Raw genomic sequence first — 18,072 nt, 5'->3', positions numbered from 1 at the left:
CATCGAGTGGACATCGATGCCGGCGCCCGGGCCGGCCGGGCGCAGAGGAGTAACGGGCCTACGGCAGCAGTTGCAGGATGCGATCATCGGTGCTGATCGGTGCGCCGCTGCCGTCCCGATTGGACGTCATCACCCACAGCGTCCCGTCGGGCGCGGAGGCGACGGTGCGTAGCCGCCCGTACGAGCCGGCGAGCAGCGCCTGTGGCTGCTGTCCGTTCAGCCTGACCTTCCACAGTCGCTTGCCGCGCAGGCATGCCACGTACACGTGGCCACCGGCGACCGCGATGCCGCTCGGCGATGCGTATTCGGGTGCCCAGACGTCGATCGGGTTCGCGAACCGGGTGCCGCTGCCCTTGCCCTCAACCACCGGCCAGCCGTAGTTCTTTCCGGCCTCGATGCGGTTGAGTTCGTCGAAGCGCTCCAAGCCCAACTCAGATGCGTACAGCGTGCCGTGAGGGTCGAAGGCGAGACCCTCCACGTTGCGATGGCCCAGGCTGAAGACGGCGCTGTTGCCGAACGGATTGCCGGGCCCCGGCTTGCCGTCGGGGGTGATGCGGAGGATCTTGCCGGCGAGGGTGTGACGGTTCTGGGCGTTCTCGCCGTTGGCGGTGTCGCCGGTACTGGCGTACAGCATCCCGTCCGGGCCGAACGCGAGCCGGCCTCCGTTGTGCTGGTCGGCGTGTGGGATGCCGGTGAGCACCGGAACGGGGGTGCCGCCGAGGTGGAACCGGACGATGCGGTTGTCGACCGCGGTCGAATAGTACGCGTACACCCATTGGTCGGTCCGGTACGACGGCGACACCGCGATGCCGAGCAGACCCCCTTCGCCGGTCGCGTGCACGTCGGCGAACCGTTGGACTTCCTTGACCGCACCGCGCTTGCTCACCGCCAGGACCCGTGCGGTGTTCCGTTCCGTGACCAAGGCCGAGCCGTCCGGGAGGAAGGCGAGGCCCCACGGGATCTGCAGGCCGGTGACCAGCGTGCGGACCTCACCTGGCCGGAGGTCGTTCTTCGGCGGCCCGGCAACACCAACGCCGAGCCAGACGGCTGCCGCCGAAACGCCGATGGAAGCCGAGACGGCGACCGCTGCGACGACGGTCCACCAACGGAGGCTCACCACCCCACCACGATTCCGGATGCGACCAAACGCCGCCCCACCCGCCGGAAATGATCCGGACGCCCGGCGGGGTGACGCTACCCAGCCCCCCGCGACGTGGCGGCCCGGATCGAGCAGCTCGTCACCCGATGAGCCCGCACGCGTGATCCGCCGCCTGTGACGCGGGACACTCTCGGCGATGCACCGGATCGGACAGGATGGTCGTCTTGCCTGATGTGGGACGAAGTTTGGACGCGGTCGACGAGGCGGAACTCGTGCGCCGTACGGCGGCGGGCGACCGGCGGGCCTTCGACGAGTTGTACCGGCGTACGTCGCCTTGGCTCGCCTTGCGACTGCGCCGACGGTGCGCCGACGACGACGTGGTCGCCGACGTGATGCAGGAGACCTATCTCGCGGTCTGGCGGGCGGCTGGGAGTTTCGTCGGCACTGCCACCTCCGGCAGCGCGGTCGGCTGGCTCTGGACGATCGCCGCCAACCGGCTGGTCGACGCGTTCCGGAGGCGGGCCCGGCAGCCGCAGGTGTCGGCCGTGCCGCTCGCCGAGGCGGTTGTTCCGGCAGCCGAGGACGAGGTGATGGCCGGCCGGGTCGGCCAGGACCTCGAGCGGGCGCTGCTGGCGCTGCCGCCCGAGATGCGCGAGGTGTTGCGCGCCATGGCGCTCGACGGGCTCAGCGCCCGCGAGACGGCCGTGCTGCTCGGCGTGCCGGAGAACACGGTGAGGTCCCGCGCGCGGCGGGCCCGGATCGCCCTGCGGGAGGCGCTGTCATGACCATTCACCCGAGCTCCGCCGCGATCGCGGAGTATGCCGCCGGCGGCCGAGGCTTGGACGAGGCCGCTGTCTGGTCGGTCGAGATCCACCTGGAGGCATGCGAGCAGTGCCGCGCCCGGCTGGCCGACCGGGCCGCCGGGGACACCCTCGTCCTGCTCGACCGGGTTGCTGCCGCACTCGACCGGGAGATCGCCGCCGGGCCTGCCCCGGTCCAGCGTGCCCGCCGCTGGGCGGCGCCGCGGCGCCGCTGGCTGGTCGTCGCGCTGGCGCCGTGGGCCACCATGACTGTCGCGGTGCTGCTCTGCGCGTCGGTGCTGACCCGGCTGCTGCCCGATCTGCCGTCGCTAGTGCTGCTGCTCGCCCCGGTCGCTCCGCTGCCCGCGGTGGCAGCCGCCTGGAGCCGTCGCCTCGACCCGGCCGGGGAACTGATATCCAGTACCCCCGTGGCCGGCCTGACCATGTTGCTGCGGCGCACGCTGGGGGTGCTCGCCGTGATCGTTCCGGTGCTCGCCCTGATCGGTGCCGGTACCGGGACGTCGCTGGCGCTGATGCTGCTGCCGTGCTTGGCGTTCACCGCCGGCACCCTCGCGTTCGGCGCGCTGATCGGCGTGCCACGCGCCGCCGCCGGCCTCGGCGCGCTGTGGACCCTGGCCGTGGTCGTGCCGACCTTGATCACTGAGGACCTGCCGGTCGTGCTGCGGCCCGGCAGCGCCGCCGTCTGGGCGCTGGCCACCGCGGTGCTGGCCGGCGCCGCGGTGCGCCGCGCCGACGACTTCCGCCGACTGACCAGCCATTACTGAGCGTTCCCAGTTCCTGCGACGAAAGGCATCACCATGCATATGGTGCGCGCGGCCGAGACGGCCCCCACCGCTTATCCCTGGATCGTGCATGCCGACGGCCTGCAGGTGAAGGCCGGCACCCACCTGGCCGTCGACGGACTCGACCTGGCACTCGGCACCGGCGTGCACGCCCTGCTCGGGCCCAACGGCGCGGGCAAGACCACGCTGATGCGCGCCCTGGCCACCGTGGTGAGACCGGCCGGCGGCACGTTGACCGTACTCGGCGCGCCTGTCCACGGCCGCGCCGAACTGCGGCGGGTGCGCCGCGCCCTGGGCTATCTGCCGCAGCATTTCGGGTTCTACCCGCGATTCACGGTGCGCGAGTTCGTGGAATACGTGGCCTGGCTCAAGGAGATGCCCAGATCCGAGGTGCCGGCCGCGGTGCAGCGGGCGATCGACCGGGTCGGGCTTACCGCCAAGGCCGATACGCGGATGAAGACGCTGTCCGGCGGCATGCTGCGCCGGGCCGGCATCGCCCAGGCGATCGTGAACGACCCGGAACTGCTGCTGCTCGACGAGCCCACCGTCGGCCTCGACCCCGAGCAGCGCCTGGACTTCCGCGAACTGCTGCGCGACCTCGGCGTCGACAGCTGCGTCCTGGTCTCCACCCACCTGGTCGAGGACGTGGTGGCCGCATGCACCGACGTCGTCCTGCTCAATGAGGGGCGGCTGGTACACCGGGGCGCCACCGCCTCGCTGATCGCTGAGGGCGGTTCCAGCGACGCCGGGGACAGCCCGGCCGAGCGGGGCTATTCCGCCCTGCTGCGCCGCCACCGGGCGGAGGCGGGCCGATGAGCCGCATACTGCGCATCGAACTGCGCCGCTCCGCCGCCCTCTGGGCCGGCTTGATCCTGCTGCTTGCCGGTGTGGTCATGTGTTATGTCGGCCCGCAGCGCTGGTCGTCCGGCTGGATGGCGCTGGCAATGATCGAGCGGGAGTACCTCATGCTGATGGCCCCGCTGGCGCTGGCGGCCGGAGCCTGGCAGAGCCGCCGGGAATCCCGGGCCGGCCTGTCCGAACTCCTCGAGAGCACACCCCGGCCACGCCTGCAGCGGGTCCTACCGGTCCTCGGCGCGCTCGGCCTCGCCGTGATCGGCGGCTACCTGGCGGTCCTGGCGGTGACCGCGCCGTGGATCGCCGGCACCGCCCGGTATCTGCCCGCAGCGGCATTCGCCGTGGTGACCGTCGGCGCCCTCACCGTGGCGGCGGCGGCCTGGCTGGGTGTCGCGGTCGGTCGCCTGTGGCCGTCGATCGCCGCCGGTCCGGTGCTCGCGTGCGCCGGCATCGGCTGGCTGATGGGGTTCCCCGCGGCAATCCGCGGCCAGCAGTGGCTGGGCATGCTGTTCTCCCCGATGTACGGGATGAGCCGGTTCAGCGACTACGAGACGGTGTCCGGCCGGCTCACCGCCGCCCAGACGGTGTGGCTGGTGGCGCTTGTTGTCGCCGTGTACATCTTGCACGGGGTCGAGGGCCGCCGGGCGCGGCTAGCGGCGTCGCTGCCGCTGGTGCTCGGCGTGGCCGTGGCGATCACGGTGGTGCCGCACGACCGCTCCGTCGCACATGCCATCGACCCGGTCGCGCGGGAACTCGTCTGCACGACCGATGCCCCGAAGGTCTGCGTTGCCCGGGTCCACTCCGCCCTGCTGCCCGAGGTCACGCCCCAGGCGCGGCAGGCGCTCGCCTTGCTTGCGCGGTTGCCGCAGCCGCCGGCCGAGGCGTACGAGGACACCACCACCACCTGGGGTAGCGGTGTGCCCGAGCTAGGCCCCGATCCGGCCGGGGTCGCGCTGATGACCATCACGGTCGACGACCGCGGCCACCTGGCCTTCCCGAACGACCTCGTGCCGCGGATCGTCGGCCGGGTGCTGGCCAATGTGGGCCGGTGCCCCGGCGGGCTGGACTCGTCGGTCCTACGGGCGGCCACGTACTGGCTGGTCGGCACCGAACCACCGGACGAACCCCGCGTCGACGACGACCGGCGGAACGACCACGTCCGCCAACTGTGGCAGGGACTGCTGAAGCTGCCCGAGGCGCGGGCGCTGGCCCGGGTCGCGGCAGTGCGCGAGGGCGCCCTGCGATGCGCCGACCTCGAGGGGATGCTGAGCGACACATGAGGTGGCTGACACTCTATCTTCGGTCGCGCCGGGTTCCTGCGGCTCTGGCCGCAGCCGCCGCAGGCATTGCGGTGATGTGGGTGCTCGGCACTGCCATCAGCGATAGCGCCCCAGGCCTCTGGATGGTCGTACTCACCGTCCTGCTGCTGACCGGGGTGCTCACCGCCACCCTGGGCGGCCCCGACGAGGAGCTGGACCGGACCGCCGCACTGCCCTGGGCGCCGCGCCGGGTCGCCCATCTGCTCGCCGCCGTGGCCGTGGTGGCCGGCCTACCGTTGCTGACCCAGCTCACCCCAACCGGCTTCGGGCCGGCCGCGTTGGTGATCAGGGACGCTGCCGGCCTGCTCGGTCTGACCGCGCTGAGCGCGCCGCTGCTCGGCGCGGGCCGGGCCTGGTTCGTACCGCTGGGCTGGACGCTTGCCGCGACGATCTATCCAGCGGCCGGGCACATGCTCGGGCAGATTCTGACCTGGCAGTCCCAGGCGCCGGGCAACGTGCCGGCCGCGGTGACGGCCGCGACGCTGGCTTGCGGCGGCCTGATCGCATACGCGGTGGCCGGCCCGGCCAGGCACGCACGCGCCGAGGCCGCCCTCTGAAAAAGGTGGTCGACCCGGATGTGCTCCGACTGTGGTCGCGGTCCGGCCGCCGCTCCTCCGGGGCCGGCGGCTGGTCACTCGCCGCGTCCCGCAGATCGGCAGGAACACGTCCGGACTACATCTCGTCGTGATGCATCGGCACAGGGGTCAGTCGATGGTCTGCGTCTGCGGTTGCGGCTGCGGGGCAGCCACTGCTGCGGGCCTGGACTTCACCAGCCACAGGCCGGTGCCGACGGCGGTGAGCAGGCAGGCGGCCCCGGCGGTGAGGAAGGCGCTGTCGAGGCCGGCTCCGAAGGACGCGCCGCTGGACTCCCGGGCGGTGACGATGGCACCGAGCACCGCCACGCCGAGCACGGCCCCGATCTGCCGTGTGGTGCTGCTGATGCCCGACGCGAGACCGCCCTCCTGCGGGTTGACCGACTGGATGGCCGCACCGGTCAGCGGCGACATGGTCAGGGCGAAGCCGGCGCCGATGATCGCCAGTCGCCACCAGACGTTCACGTAGCCGGTGTCCGCGTGGACGACGCCCAGGGTCAGCAGCCCCAGCCCGGCAAGCACCAGGCCGCTGGTGACCACGACCCGGAAGCCGTACTTGGCCGCCAGCCGGCCCGCGTACGGGCTGACGATCGCCATGCCGAGCGAGGTGGGCAGGGTCTGCAGGCCGGCCACCAGGACCGAGGCGCCCTGTACGGTGACGAAGAACTGCGAGAAGAAGAAGACCGAGCCCATGAGCCCGAAACCGACCATGACCATGGCTGAGTTGGCCACCGTGAACAATGGGTTCCGGAACAGCCGCAGCGGCATCATCGGCGTCGGCGTACGTCCTTCGACCGCGAGGAACGCGATGGTGATCACTACCGCGGCGGCGAAGCTGCCCAGGATGATCCCCGAGGTCCAGCCCTTGGCACCGCCTTCGATCAGCCCGTAGGTCAGCGCCCCGACACCCAGGATGGAAAGGATCGTTCCGGGGACGTCGATGGCCGGGGCGTTGGTGTTGCGGGACTCGCCCAGGGTGGGCAGGGCCACCAGGACCAGCACTACGCCGATAGGCACGTTGACCAGGAAGATGGCACGCCAGTCGAAGGCATTCACCAGGATGCCGCCAGCCAGCGGTCCGGCTGCCAGGCCGATTCCGCTGATACCGGCCCATAGGCCGATCGCCTTGACCCGCTCCTGCGCAACGGGATAGGCGGCGGCGAGCAGGGCCAGCGAGCCCGGGCTCAGGGCCGCGGCTCCGATGCCCTGCAGCACGCGCCCGGTGATCAGCCAGCCGAGCGAGGGCGCGACGGCGCACACCACGGACGCGAGAGTGAACACGACCACGCCGGACAGGTAGATCCGCTTGCGGCCGAAGCGGTCGGCGAAGACGCCGCCGGACAGCAACAGCATCGCGACCAGCAGGACGTACGCGTCCACGATCCATTGCAGTCCGGGCAAATCGGTATGCAGTCGATTCTGCATGTCGGGGAGCGCCGCGCCCACGATGGTGCTGTCGAGCAGCACCATGAACTGCCCCACGCAGGCCATGGCGAGCACGACCGATCGGTTTGATCGAGCTTCTACGGACACAGCTAACCCCTTCGGGCACTTCCGAGATCGATGAATCCCGCCATGAGCGGGAGCTGAGGTTCCAGCCGCGCGGCATTGACGCAGGCTCTCGGCCGGGCGCTCGCGGGAAGCGGGTAGCCCGACGAGAGCTGAGCAGAGCGGAGTCCCGGTGCAGCAGCGGTTCACCCACCGGTCGGGCCAGGTAGGAAGCCCGCTCCGGGTTCAGCCGGGGATCGCGGGCACTGCGGTAGTTCGCGGCGAGGTGTGCGTCATCGATGTCCGTCGCGACGCGGCTGAGATCACTGCGAAATCCATGGCAAGACCCCCGTCAAGCCTTGTGGGTAGGCAGGAGCGTTACGCGTCGCCGTCAGTGCACGGCGGTGGGTATGGATTCGTTCCCACCGAGGCGCAGGACGACGTCGAGCAGGCCCGGGAACTGAGTGCTGAGCACGTCGGTGCGCAGCCAGATGCGACGACAGCGGCCGTCGACGGCCATCCTGACCACACCCGCCTCACGCAGGATGCGCCAGTGATTGGTCAGTGTCGACTTCGGCACTTCCAGGTCGGCGTCCGAACAGATCATCCCGGGGCTGGCGAAGACGCGCGACACCAGCTCCAGACGCACCGGATCGCCAAGCGCATACAGCACCGACGCGAGGGACAGTTCCTCGGATGCCGGCTCGGGCAGCGGCCTCATGTCGATGACCGTAGCACACAATTCGATCGTTCGGGACTATCGAACAATAACCTTCTCCCCCGGTAGCCGGGCACCTTACGCACACGACGAAGGGCGCACCCCATACATCGACGTCGAGACGGGATGCAACACCTGTGGCCGCGGCTACGATTCGCCCATGGCCGATGCTGCGACGTATCGCGAACTGGGCGAGGCCGCGGCGGCCTGGGTCCTGCGCCAGGTCCGCGACCGCGACGGCCCCTGGCTGCCGGAGGAGATCACGGATGCCGAAGCCGGGGATGGTGTACCGCTTGCGCCGCACGCCGACGTGCTGTACGACCAGCGGGGTCAGCGCCCGCCGGACGCAGCGCATCCGCCCACACCGTGAGGGCCGCCTCCCAGCGGGCGGCCCCGTGCCGGCTACGCGGCTTCGTGCACCGCGGAGGTGGGGGCGGGCTTCGTGGTGGTGGCCGGCTGGGCTTCCCAGGCGGGGCGGCCCGTGCGGACCAGCAGCAGCACCAGTGCGGCGCCGGCCAGGGCTATCCAGCCGGCCACGGTCAGCACGTGGTTCACCGCGTCCGCGGCGGCGGCGTTTGCGGAGGCCGGGGTGGTTGGGTGGTGGGAGGTCAGGCGGTTGGTGAAGATCGAGCCGAAGACCGCCACGCCGAGCGCGAAGCCGAGTTGGCGGAACGTGTTCATCGCGCCGCCGGCCATGCCGCTGCGTTCGTGGGGGACGGCGGCCAGGGAGGCCGAGGCCATTGTCGGCAGGACCGCGGCCACGCCCAGGCCTACGACCACGAGGCCGGGAATCAGGGCGGTGCCGGTGCTGGTGGGCGTGAGGCGGGCCTGCAGGAAGGCGCCGGCTGCGATGAGGATGAGGCCGAGGCCGATCGTCCAGCGCGGGGCGATCCGCTGGAAGAGGCGGCCGCCGGCGAAGCCGGCGACGAAGGAGGCCGCGGACATCGGTAGGGCGCCCAGGAGACCGGCGTCCACCGGGCCCCTGCCCAGGAACTGCTGCAGCCAGACGGTGGTGAAGGGAAGGTAGGCGAACGCGGCGGCCTGTGCGAGTACGGCGGCCGTCATGAGCACGGCGAAAGACGGCCGCGCCAGGGAGAACAGCCGCAGGTCGAGCATGGGGTGGGCGGTGCGGCGCTCGACGGCGACGAAGGCGACCAGGGCCGCGGCGGCGACGCCGAACGAGATCAGGGTCGACGCGGAGGTCCAGCCGGCGTCGCCGCCGCGGATGAGGGCGAACGTCACGGCGGCGGCGCTGATGGTGAAGGTGACGGTGCCGGGGAGGTCCAGGCGGGCGTCGGCGCGGCCGCGGGACTCGGTGACGCCGCGGAGCGTGAACCACAGGGCCAGGACGCTGACCGGGAGGTTGACCAGGAAGATCCAGCGCCAGCCCAGGTGCTCGGTGAGCAGGCCGCCGGCGATCGGGCCGGCCGCGGCGGCGGCGCCGTTGACGGCGCCCCAGATGCCGAAGGCCACGCCGCGGTCGCGGCCGGTGTAGGCGACGCTGAGGATCGCCACCGTCGTGGCCAGCATCGCGGCGCCGCCGAGACCCTGCAGGAAGCGGGCGGCGACCAGGAACTCGGCGTTGGGGGCGGCCGCGCACAGCAGCGAGGCGAGGGCGAAGACGACGGTACCGACGAGGTAGACGCGGCGGCGGCCACGCCGGTCGGCCAGCGCGCCGGAGGCCAGGAGCACGGCGGCGAGCGCCAGGGCATAGCCGTCGAGGACCCACTGCAGGCCGCCGAGGGTGGCGTCCAGGTCGCGGGCGATGGCGGGCAGGGCGACGGTCACGATCGTGACGTCGACGAGGAGCATGAAGGTGCCGATGGACACGGCGATCAGGGCGGACCACTTTCGCATGCCGTCGAATGTGGGTCGGGCGCCCGGTTTCCGGTACTCACGGCTGGTCAATCTGGCGGATTCCGACAGGCGATAGGGTGTAGTGGTGGAACTCGACACGCTCGACCTGAGTATCGTCGACGGGCTGCGGATGGACGGGCGGGTGCCGTTCAGCACGCTCGCCGAGGTGCTGGGGGTCTCCGACCAGACGGTCGCCCGGCGATATCGGCGGCTGCGCGTCGAGGCCGGCCTGCGTGTCGCGGGGCTGCCCGACGGGGCGCGGCTCGGATACGACAGGTGGCTCATCCGGCTGCAGACCACGCCCGACAGCGCGGCCGCGATCGCCGAGGCCCTCGCCCGCCGGCCCGACACGACGTGGGTGACGCTCGCCTCGGGCGGCACGGAGGTGACCTGCGTCGTGCAGAACCCGGGCACCGCCGACCGCGACGCGCTGCTGCTGCAGAAGCTGCCGCGCACCCCGCGGGTGGTGTCGGTGCGCGCACACTGCCTGATGCACCAGTTCACCGGCGGGGCCGAGGGTGACACGCGGATGACCCGGCTGACGGCCGAACAGACGAACCGGCTGCGGCCGGCGCCTGCGCCCCCGGACGCGGTGCCGGCACTGAGCGACGCCGACCGGCCACTACTGGCCGCGCTGAGCCGCGACGGGCGGCTCGGCTACCCGCAACTGGCCACGGCGACCGGCTGGTCCGAGTCGACGGTCCGCCGCCGGCTGGAGCACCTGTGCACGACGGGCGCGGTGTTCTTCGACGTGGAGGTGGACCCGTCGCTGGTCGGGTACAGAGCACGGTTCCTCTTGTGGCTCAGCGTCGCCCCGGCGCACCTGGAGGCGGTGGGCCGGGCGATGGCCACGCACCCCGAGGTGGTCTTCGCCGCCGCGACGACGGGCGACACCAACCTCGTGGCCACGGTGATCTGCCACGACATGGCGGGGTTGTACGAATACGTCACGCATCGGGTCGGGCCGCTGCCGGGGGTGGACCGGCTGGAGTCGGTGCCGTCGCTTCGGCACGTCAAACAGGTCGGCGCGCTGCTCCCCTAGTCCCAGGCCCAGGGCGATCCATCCACGATGCGTCTGCCGGCCGCGCAGGCGGGTTCGGCCGTGCGGCACGCGTCCTGAACCATACGTCTGCTTGCCTTTGTCGATGATCGTGGCACGATCACCTCCCATGGAACGCATCACGGTACCCTTCACCGGCGACGGCGCCGGGCGTGGCGAACTGACCTGGGGTCAGCAACAGGTCTGGCGGGCCATGGTCGAGGTGGACACGTCGATGAGCATGGGCGGCGTCGTGCCGGTCCTCGACGCGCGTACCGTCGAGGACTTCGCCGGCGAGCTGCGGTTCTTCATGAGCCGGTACCCCGCGATGCGCAGCCTGCTGCGCATCGCCCCCGGCGGCGCGACGACCCAGGAGGTCCTCGGCTCGGGCGAGGCCTTCCTGGAGGTGCACACGGCCGCGTCCGCCGACGCCGCCGGGGCGCTCGCCGCCGAGGTGTACGCGGGCTGGAAGGCGCGCAACTTCGACTATGCGCACGAGTGGCCGATCCGCATGGCCGTGGTCCGCGCCGGCGAGGGCGGCCCGGTCACGCACGTGGTCGTCATGATCTGCCACATCGCCGCGGACGGCAGCGGGCTGGCCACGATGGTCCGCGAGCTGGCCGAGCGTGACACGATCGGCCCGCACCCGGCGACGGGCCCGCTGGAGCTGGCCGCCACGCAGCGCGCCGCCGGGCGGCACACCGACAACGCGATGCGGTACTGGGAGGCGCAGCTGCGCGTGATCGAGCCCCAGCGCTTCGCCGGGTACGCCGAGCCGGAGGGCGCGCGGTTCCGCCAGGTGGTGTGGCGCTCCCCCGCGATGTACCTGGCGAGCGAGCGACTGGCCGCCGAGTTGTCGGTCGACGCCGCGCCGGTGCTGCTGGCCGCGTACGGCGTCGCCTTCGCCCGCGTCGTCGGCGGCGGCCCGCTCGCCTCGCAGGTCATCGTGAGCAACCGGTTCCGCCCCGGCCTGGCCGACGTGGTCTCCCCGCTCGCCCAGAACGGCCTGGTGGTCCTCGACGCGCGGGGCATCACTGCGGCCGAGGCGGTGTCCCAGGCCCGCCAGGCGTCGATGAGCGCGTCGAAGTACGCCTACTACGACCCCGGCACCCGCTTGGCGCTCATCGATCGCATCGGCAAGGAGCGCGGCGAGCCGATCGACCTGGCGGTGTTCTACAACGACCGGCGGATCAGCGTCCGGCCGCCCGCCGAGGCGCCGGACGAGGCCGCGACCCTGGCCGCGCGGCCCGCCACCGAGCTGGTCTCGGAGACCTCGATGTCGTTCTTCAACGAGAAACTGATGATCAACATCGACGACGTCCCGGGCACGGTCCAGATCACCACCGAGGTCGACACCGCCTATCTGCCGATCGAGGACCTGCGCCGACTGCTGTGGCAGATGGAGGACTTCACCGTCGCCGCCGCCCTCGACCCGGGGGCGCCGACCGTCTGACGTGCGCATCCGTCCGCAGGGGAAGATGGCTGCATGGAAGTCACCTGGTGGGGCCATGCGACCGTGGCGCTCCGTGAGCGCGGGGTCACGATCCTGACCGATCCGGTGCTGCGCAACCGGCTGGCGCACCTGTACCGGCGGCGCGGGCCTCGCCCGCTGCTGGCCCACCCGCCGGACGCGGTCGTCGTGTCGCACCTGCACTCCGACCACTGCGACCTGCCGTCGCTGCGGATGCTGCCGCGCGCCACCCGGCTCATCGTGCCCCGCGGGGCGGCCGCCTTCCTGCGCGCCCGCCTCGGCGAGCGCGACTTCACCGAGCTGCGCGCCGGGGAGGAGACCTCGGTCGGCGCGCTGACGGTGCGGGCGGTGCCGGCCGCGCACGACGGCGGGCGCACGCCGAAGTCCCGCATCCGCGCGGTGGCGCTCGGCTACGTGGTCGGCGGCGAGCGGTCGGCGTGGTTCGGCGGCGACACCGGGCTGTTCGACGAGATGAAGGAGATCGGGCCGGTCGACCTGGCGCTGGTACCGGTGTGGGGCTGGGGCTGGACGCTCGGGCCCGGCCACCTCGACCCGGCCGGCGCCGCTCAGGCGATGCGGCTCGTCGGGCCGGCGGCGGCGGTGCCGATCCACTGGGGCACCCTGTGGCCGGTCGGCTGTCGCAGGGTACGGCCGGACCGGTTCGTGCGGCCCGGCGACGAGTTCGCCGCGCACACCCGCACGACCTCGCCGGCGACCGACGTGCGCGTGCTCGCGCCCGGCGAGAGCCTGACGCTTTCGTGATCACGTTCGAGGGGCTGGTCGCCGCACTCGCGGTGACCTTCGCGGTGGTGGCGATCGGCTCGACGCTGCCGGTGCTGCCGACCGGCGCGGCGGTCAGCGGGACCGCCGTCCTGGCCGCGCACTACAACCCGCTCGCGGTGCCCGTCGTCGTCGCCGTGGGCGGGCTCGGGGCGTACCTCGGCGACGCCGCCACCTTCGCCGCCTGCCGCGCGGGCGGCGAGGCGCTCACCCGGCGGCTGCGGCTGCTGCGCCAGCCGTGGCGGCTCGCCGGCGCGGTGCGGGAGCGGCTGCGGCGGCGGCCGGTGACCGCCCTGCTGGTGTCCCGGCTGGTGCCCGGCGGCCGGATCCCGGTGCTGCTCACGGCGGCGATCGTGGGGCTGTCCTGGCGCAGCTTCATCGTCTCCAACATCGCCGCGTGCGCGCTGTGGGCCGCCACGTACTCCGCGATCGGCCTGCTCAGCCGCAACGTGTTCCCGCAGCCGTGGCAGGGCGTGGTCGCCGCGATCGTGATCGTCCTCGCCGCCGGTCAGATCGCCGGGTGGGTCGAGCGACGCCGGCAGAGCCGGGCCGGCGTCGGCAACGGCAGCGGGGCCGACGTCACGCCGTGACCTCGACGTAGATGGTCTCGTCGTTGCGCAGCACCTGGTCGAGGTCGGCGACGTCGGGGCGGGCACCCTCGCGGAAGGCCCGCACGACGATCGCGTCCTCGGCGAAGCCGGCCGACGTCAGCGCGTGGCGCAGTTCCCCGAGGTCGTAGAGCCAGCGGTGGCCGTAGACGTAGAAGAGCTGGTTGAACATGAACGCCCCGCGCTCCGGCATGGCGGGCGCGATCCCGCTCAGCGCGCGGTTCATGCGCCGGCGGTGCTTGCCGAAGAAGCCGTCGCCGTTGACGTAGCTCTCGGCGTACACCCGCAGGTCGGGCGTGGTGATCCGGAGCAGGCCGCCGGGGCGCAGGATGCGCCGGACCTCGGTCAGCCAGGCGATGCCGGCGCGCAGTGTCACGTGCTCGATGAGGTGCTCGGCGTAGACCCAGTCGACGGTGTCGTCGGTGACCGGCAGCGGCCGGGTGATGTCCATCTCGAAGAAATAGGCCGCGTCGTCGACCCGGTAGACCTGCCCGGGCCCGGAGCGGGTGCCGTCCACCGCGGTCAGTGAGACGAGGTCGGTGCCCAGGGCCTGCGGGTGAGCGCTCTTGAACGCGGCGAACTCGAGACCGGTCAGGCCGAGCTGGTCGAAGTGCGAGCGGTCCAGCACCGTCGCGCTCAGCTCCGGCGACAGCTTCCCGACGCGGGCGAGGTCCTCGGTGAACCCGTCGACCGTGGTCTCGAGTTCCTGCGGGTCCTCCCAATTCCAGGGCCGTAAGGCGTCGTCAGCCATCTGACCGGGTCCTCCTGAGGCACGGGGACGAAAAGTCAGATGATCTAAACACCTCGAACCCTGCTGGACAAGGGAGTGTCCTGGTCAAGCGGCCGGAGCGCCTCGGGCCGCCGCTGCGGCGCGCGCAGCCCGAGTTCGTCGAGCCAGGCGACCAGCTGGTGGTGGATCGCGACCGGGCCGCGGGGCTCGGCCGACAGCAGCGACCAGTCGGCCGGGTGGACCAGCACCGCCTCGGTCTGCCAGCCGCCGATCCCGCCGTGCGAGCCGACGAGCTCCTCGAACGCGGCGACCTCCTCGGTGCCGGGGTCGATCCGGCTGAGCACCACCAGGTCGCCGACGTGCGCCATGGCCTGGTGGGCGAGCAGGTCGGCGGCGGCGGACGGGCCGTAGGGCACCAGCGGGTCCTCGCCCTCGACGCGCCCGTCGCGCAGCACGTGCCGGCCGGCCGGGCCGATGGCGACCGGGCCGTGCGGGCCTTCGGCGACGACCAGGCCGATGCCGGGGTGCTTGGCCAGGCCGTCGACGAGGCCGGGGCGCAGCGCCTCGACGGTGGCCAGGTCGGCGCGGCCGGGCACGTCGGTGAGGTACAGCATGGCCAGGTTCCCCGAGGCGACCGTGACCACCTCGCCGCGCGGGCGGTGCGTTACCGGCCCGCACGAGCGGGTCTGGTTCGACACCCCGGCGAGCAGCGTGTTGGCCCGGCCCCAGTCCTCGTCGTCGGGGCCACCGGTCACCGTCGTCGCGGCCTCGCCGCCGTTGCCGGCCAGGTCGGCCACGAGGCGTTCGAGCGTCACACCGTGCCGCTGGCTGAACGTCGCACCCTGGCTCTGCCCGTGGTCGGAGAGCACGACGATCCGGTAGTCGCGGCCGGCCACCCTTGCCAGCTTGTGCAGGGTGCCCAGCACCCGGTCGAGCCCTTCGAGAGTCTGCAGGGCCTCGGGGCGCAGCGGCCCGGCGTGGTGCGCGACCTCGTCGTAGTCGACGAAGTCGCAGTAGACGACCGGCGCGCCGCGGCTCATCTGCTCGGCGATGAGCGAGACGTTGAGGTCGCGCAGCAGGACGTTGGTGACCGCGCGCAGGGCCACGTAGGCGGCCGTGCGCGGCACTCTGGGGTACACGTCGCGGAACCGCTGCCGGCGCGCCTGCTGGATCTCCTTGAGCATCTCGCCGAGCGACAGCACGATCGCGCGGGCGAAGCCGTAGGGGCTGGCCACGAAGGCGAGATAGCCGCGGGCGGAGCGGCCGGGCAGCGCCGAGTTGCTGAACGTCAGCAGGCTGGTTGGAGCATCTCCCGAGAACATGTTGCTGATGCTCACCCCGCCGTCGGCGAGCAGGCCTCGGCCGTTGGAGATGCGCGCCTGCACGTCGGCGGCGTCGCGCGGGCGGTTGGTCACGACCAGCCGGGCGCCATCCTTCTCATACCACCGAAACGCCGGGATCTGCGCGAAGTCGCCGTGCATGATGCCGGCCTGGCTGGCCGGGGTGGTCGCCGGCATGCCGGTGTGCCAGGGCACCATCGCGTGCGTGCCGGTGCGTAGCCACTTGCCGAGGTTGGGCAGGTTGCCGGCCTTGACCGCCCACGACAGCAGCGGCGCCGAGAGGCCGTCGATCTGGACGATGAGCAGGCCGGGCTCGGTGGCGGGGACGCCGCGGTGCCGCCGTGCCATCTGCCGCAGCGCCTGGCCGAGGAAGACGTCCTCGCTGCCGGCGTCGGCGAGCCAGTTGACCAGCGCGGTGAGTGCGGCGGCGAGCCAGCTCGCGACCCAGGCGTCGGCGAACGAGTCGACGCTGACCCCCTTGCCCAGGCGCAGCGCGGCGAACATCACGACGGCCTGGATGACCACGCCCAGGGCGAGCACGCCCACGCCACCGACGACGACCGCGATGCCCAGCAGCGCCAGGCGCATCAGCGTGCCGATGAGCGCGAGCAGGATCGTGAGCTCGACGAGGGCCGCCGGGCCACTGGCGTGCACGCCGGGCAGCAGCCAGAAGGTGACGGCCAGGACGATGAAGCTGGTCACGCCGGAGCGCAGCAGCGACTTGCCCCACGCGATCGTGAGCCGCCAGTCCCGCAGCAGCCGGATCGCGAAACGCACCCGCTGCCTGACGACCCCCACGTCCCCAGGTTACGGCCGCCGGGGGCCGCGGCCCGATAACCGGTCGGAGTGACCCCGGTCGCACCGCATCCGATCAGACCGGCACAAGACGGGCGCCGAACCGCGCCGAGAAGCGTCGGCGAGCTCGGCCGGATGCGCGTCGAGCTGCGAGAATAGGGATCGTGGACGGAAAGCTCGAGGTGGAACGCAAGTACCGGCTGCCGGGCGGCTTCGCGCTACCCGACCTGACCGGGATCGGGGGCGTCGCGACCGTCGGCGAGCCCGATGACCAGCGGCTCGACGCCGTGTACTACGACACCGAGAGCCTGCGCCTGGCCCGGGGCCGGGTGACGCTGCGCCGCCGCAGCGGCGGCAACGATGCCGGGTGGCACCTCAAGCGCCCGGCCGGCGGGGAGCGCAGCGAGCTGCAGGTTCCGGCGACGAGCCGGCACCACACCCCGCCGCGCGCGGTGGCCGACCAGGTCCGCGCGCTCACCCGCGGCGAGGAGCTGATCCCCGTGGCGCGGATCCGCACGCATCGCGTGGAGCGGGCCCTGCGCGCCGCCGACGGCAGCACCGTCGCGCTCGTCGCCGACGACCGGGTGCGCACCGAGTCGCTGCGCGGCGGCGCCGCCCGCAAGTGGCACGAGCTGGAGATCGAGCTCGTCGACGGCCCCAGCGAGGCCCTCGACCGGCTCGACGCGGCGCTGCGCGAGGCCGGCGCCCGCCCGGCGAAGAGCCCGTCGAAGCTCGCCGAGGCCCTCGGCCGGGACTACCCGGCGCCGCAGCGCTCCCGCCCGCGCGGTTCCAAGGCCCACCGCGTGCTGGCCGCATACCTGGCCACGCAGCGCGACGCGCTCGTCGAGCAGGACCCGCACGTGCGCGACGGCGACGCCGAGGCGGTGCACAAGATGCGCGTGGCGACCCGGCGGCTGCGCTCCACCCTGCGCTCGTTCGCCCCGGTCCTGTCCGGGGACCTCGACGCCCTGCACGACGAGATCAAGTGGGTCACCGGCCTGCTCGGCGAGGTCCGCGACTGCGACGTGATGGCCGAGCGCCTGGCCGGCCTCGTCGCCGACGAGCCGGCCGAACTGGTCGTCGGCCCGGTGCCGGCGCGCATCACCTCGCTGCTGGCCAAGCGGGCCGCCGAGGCGCGCGAGGCGCTCACCGTGGGCCTGGACAGCCGGCGGTACACCACGCTGCTGGGCGACATCGACGCGCTCGTGGCACGCACGGCCGAGCCGATGACGAGCCCCCGCCGCATCTCGCGCCGCCTCGCCAAGGCCGGCCCGGCGCGCTGCGCAGGAGCCGGCCCGGCCAAGGCGCTGATGCGCTGCGCCCGCCGGGCCGTGCGCCGCGCTGACGCCCGCCTCGCCTCGGCCGGCCGCGCGCGGGCCCGTGCCGCCGAGCGGCCGCCGGCGCCGGGCGAGCCGACCGCCGACGAGCGGCTGCACGCGGCGCGCAAGGCCTACAAGCGGGCCAGGTACGCGGTGGAGCTGGTGGTCCCGCTGGCCGGCAAGCGCGCCACGAGGCTCGCCGGCCGGCTCACCGGGATGCAGGACGTGCTCGGCGCCCACCAGGACGCGCTGGTCACCTGCGACCTGCTGCGCGGCTACGCGCTACGCGCCCACGCGGCCGGGGAGAACGCCTTCACCTACGGCCTGCTGCACGCCCGCACCGACGAGCACGGCCGGCAGGCCCTGAGCGCGCTGCCCGCGACCAGCCGCCGGGCCCGGCGCGCGGAGCGGGCTCTGTTCGGGTGAGCACCGGGTGACAGGAGGTGCGCGGGTTCGAT

At 72.8% G+C, this 18,072-nt stretch carries 17 protein-coding genes; 11 read left to right on the top strand and 6 right to left on the bottom strand.

Features of this window, described 5'->3' with window-relative positions:
* Nucleotides 1-58: 58 nt before the first annotated feature.
* Nucleotides 59-1,117 carry a PQQ-dependent sugar dehydrogenase gene (locus AB0367_RS07745; protein WP_366225409.1) on the bottom strand — a complete coding sequence of 353 codons (1,059 nt, stop codon included), beginning with the start codon at nucleotides 1,115-1,117 and terminating at the stop codon, nucleotides 59-61.
* Nucleotides 1,118-1,314: 197 nt separating this feature from the next.
* Here AB0367_RS07745 and AB0367_RS07740 point away from each other — a divergent pair, with 197 nt between their 5' ends.
* The 5 genes from AB0367_RS07740 (at nucleotide 1,315) to AB0367_RS07720 (ending at nucleotide 5,433) form a co-directional block, all read left to right on the top strand.
* A complete protein-coding gene (locus AB0367_RS07740; protein WP_366225408.1) occupies nucleotides 1,315-1,884 on the top strand; it encodes an RNA polymerase sigma factor in 570 nt (189 codons plus the stop codon).
* On the top strand, nucleotides 1,881-2,684 hold the full coding sequence (locus AB0367_RS07735) for a hypothetical protein (RefSeq protein WP_366225407.1): 804 nt from the start codon (nucleotides 1,881-1,883) through the stop codon (nucleotides 2,682-2,684). The genes AB0367_RS07740 and AB0367_RS07735 overlap by 4 nt, the downstream gene beginning before the upstream one ends.
* A gap of 33 nt (nucleotides 2,685-2,717) precedes the next feature.
* Nucleotides 2,718-3,518, top strand: coding sequence for an ABC transporter ATP-binding protein (locus AB0367_RS07730; RefSeq protein ID WP_366225406.1), 801 nt, complete (start codon nucleotides 2,718-2,720; stop codon nucleotides 3,516-3,518).
* Nucleotides 3,515-4,837: a hypothetical protein gene (locus tag AB0367_RS07725; RefSeq protein ID WP_366225405.1), complete on the top strand. Its 1,323-nt coding sequence runs from the start codon at nucleotides 3,515-3,517 to the stop codon at nucleotides 4,835-4,837. Before AB0367_RS07730 ends, AB0367_RS07725 begins: the two co-directional genes overlap by 4 nt.
* Before the next feature lie 122 nt (nucleotides 4,838-4,959).
* On the top strand, nucleotides 4,960-5,433 hold the full coding sequence (locus AB0367_RS07720) for a hypothetical protein (RefSeq protein WP_366225404.1): 474 nt from the start codon (nucleotides 4,960-4,962) through the stop codon (nucleotides 5,431-5,433).
* Nucleotides 5,434-5,580: 147 nt separating this feature from the next.
* Here AB0367_RS07720 and AB0367_RS07715 read toward each other — a convergent pair whose 3' ends face one another.
* Complete coding sequence (locus tag AB0367_RS07715; protein ID WP_366225403.1) at nucleotides 5,581-6,951, bottom strand: DHA2 family efflux MFS transporter permease subunit; 1,371 nt, start codon at nucleotides 6,949-6,951, stop codon at nucleotides 5,581-5,583.
* A gap of 397 nt (nucleotides 6,952-7,348) precedes the next feature.
* Nucleotides 7,349-7,678 (bottom strand): helix-turn-helix domain-containing protein, encoded by a 330-nt coding sequence (locus AB0367_RS07710; protein WP_366225402.1) that lies wholly within the window; start codon nucleotides 7,676-7,678, stop codon nucleotides 7,349-7,351.
* 157 nt (nucleotides 7,679-7,835) lie between these two features.
* On the opposite strand from AB0367_RS07710, the gene AB0367_RS07705 reads away from it, so the two are divergent.
* Nucleotides 7,836-8,045 (top strand): hypothetical protein, encoded by a 210-nt coding sequence (locus AB0367_RS07705; RefSeq protein ID WP_366225401.1) that lies wholly within the window; start codon nucleotides 7,836-7,838, stop codon nucleotides 8,043-8,045.
* Nucleotides 8,046-8,077: 32 nt separating this feature from the next.
* On the opposite strand, the gene AB0367_RS07700 is transcribed toward AB0367_RS07705, so the two are convergent.
* Nucleotides 8,078-9,532, bottom strand: coding sequence for an MFS transporter (locus AB0367_RS07700; protein ID WP_366225400.1), 1,455 nt, complete (start codon nucleotides 9,530-9,532; stop codon nucleotides 8,078-8,080).
* An 85-nt stretch (nucleotides 9,533-9,617) separates the two neighbouring features.
* Between AB0367_RS07700 and AB0367_RS07695 the strand changes: the two genes are divergently transcribed.
* The 4 genes from AB0367_RS07695 to AB0367_RS07680 all read left to right on the top strand — a co-directional run bounded on the left by AB0367_RS07695 (nucleotide 9,618) and on the right by AB0367_RS07680 (nucleotide 13,412).
* Complete coding sequence (locus AB0367_RS07695) at nucleotides 9,618-10,574, top strand: Lrp/AsnC family transcriptional regulator (protein WP_366225399.1); 957 nt, start codon at nucleotides 9,618-9,620, stop codon at nucleotides 10,572-10,574.
* A 127-nt stretch (nucleotides 10,575-10,701) separates the two neighbouring features.
* A complete protein-coding gene (locus AB0367_RS07690; RefSeq protein WP_366225398.1) occupies nucleotides 10,702-12,024 on the top strand; it encodes a condensation domain-containing protein in 1,323 nt (440 codons plus the stop codon).
* 33 nt (nucleotides 12,025-12,057) lie between these two features.
* Nucleotides 12,058-12,804, top strand: coding sequence for an MBL fold metallo-hydrolase (locus tag AB0367_RS07685; protein ID WP_366225397.1), 747 nt, complete (start codon nucleotides 12,058-12,060; stop codon nucleotides 12,802-12,804).
* Entirely contained in the window at nucleotides 12,801-13,412 is a 612-nt protein-coding gene (locus AB0367_RS07680; protein WP_366225396.1) for a VTT domain-containing protein, read from the top strand. Before AB0367_RS07685 ends, AB0367_RS07680 begins: the two co-directional genes overlap by 4 nt.
* On the opposite strand, the gene AB0367_RS07675 is transcribed toward AB0367_RS07680, so the two are convergent.
* Together AB0367_RS07675 and AB0367_RS07670 are read right to left on the bottom strand one after the other, a co-directional pair.
* Nucleotides 13,402-14,181 carry a methyltransferase domain-containing protein gene (locus AB0367_RS07675; protein WP_366225395.1) on the bottom strand — a complete coding sequence of 260 codons (780 nt, stop codon included), beginning with the start codon at nucleotides 14,179-14,181 and terminating at the stop codon, nucleotides 13,402-13,404. The genes AB0367_RS07680 and AB0367_RS07675 overlap by 11 nt on opposite strands.
* Nucleotides 14,182-14,225: 44 nt before the next feature.
* Complete coding sequence (locus tag AB0367_RS07670) at nucleotides 14,226-16,298, bottom strand: alkaline phosphatase family protein (RefSeq protein WP_366225394.1); 2,073 nt, start codon at nucleotides 16,296-16,298, stop codon at nucleotides 14,226-14,228.
* Between the two features lie 161 nt (nucleotides 16,299-16,459).
* On the opposite strand from AB0367_RS07670, the gene AB0367_RS07665 reads away from it, so the two are divergent.
* Complete coding sequence (locus AB0367_RS07665; RefSeq protein WP_366225393.1) at nucleotides 16,460-18,040, top strand: CYTH and CHAD domain-containing protein; 1,581 nt, start codon at nucleotides 16,460-16,462, stop codon at nucleotides 18,038-18,040.
* Nucleotides 18,041-18,072: the final 32 nt, after the last annotated feature.

The sequence above is a fragment of the Dactylosporangium sp. NPDC051484 genome (assembly GCF_040689395.1).
Lineage (GTDB): Bacteria > Actinomycetota > Actinomycetes > Mycobacteriales > Micromonosporaceae > Dactylosporangium.
This window is presented reverse-complemented; position numbering and strand designations above follow the sequence as displayed.

Bases quoted from the DNA above. Each gene is read 5' to 3' on its own strand.
- AB0367_RS07740 (WP_366225408.1), top strand. From the start codon at position 1,315: ATGGTCGTCTTGCCTGATGTGGGACGAAGTTTGGACGCGGTCGACGAG.
- AB0367_RS07735 (WP_366225407.1), top strand. From the start codon at position 1,881: ATGACCATTCACCCGAGCTCCGCCGCGATCGCGGAGTATGCCGCCGGC.
- AB0367_RS07730 (WP_366225406.1), top strand. From the start codon at position 2,718: ATGCATATGGTGCGCGCGGCCGAGACGGCCCCCACCGCTTATCCCTGG.
- AB0367_RS07725 (WP_366225405.1), top strand. From the start codon at position 3,515: ATGAGCCGCATACTGCGCATCGAACTGCGCCGCTCCGCCGCCCTCTGG.
- AB0367_RS07720 (WP_366225404.1), top strand. From the start codon at position 4,960: ATGGTCGTACTCACCGTCCTGCTGCTGACCGGGGTGCTCACCGCCACC.
- AB0367_RS07710 (WP_366225402.1), bottom strand. From the start codon at position 7,678: ATGAGGCCGCTGCCCGAGCCGGCATCCGAGGAACTGTCCCTCGCGTCG.
- AB0367_RS07705 (WP_366225401.1), top strand. From the start codon at position 7,836: ATGGCCGATGCTGCGACGTATCGCGAACTGGGCGAGGCCGCGGCGGCC.
- AB0367_RS07700 (WP_366225400.1), bottom strand. From the start codon at position 9,532: ATGCGAAAGTGGTCCGCCCTGATCGCCGTGTCCATCGGCACCTTCATG.
- AB0367_RS07690 (WP_366225398.1), top strand. From the start codon at position 10,702: ATGGAACGCATCACGGTACCCTTCACCGGCGACGGCGCCGGGCGTGGC.
- AB0367_RS07685 (WP_366225397.1), top strand. From the start codon at position 12,058: ATGGAAGTCACCTGGTGGGGCCATGCGACCGTGGCGCTCCGTGAGCGC.
- AB0367_RS07675 (WP_366225395.1), bottom strand. From the start codon at position 14,181: ATGGCTGACGACGCCTTACGGCCCTGGAATTGGGAGGACCCGCAGGAA.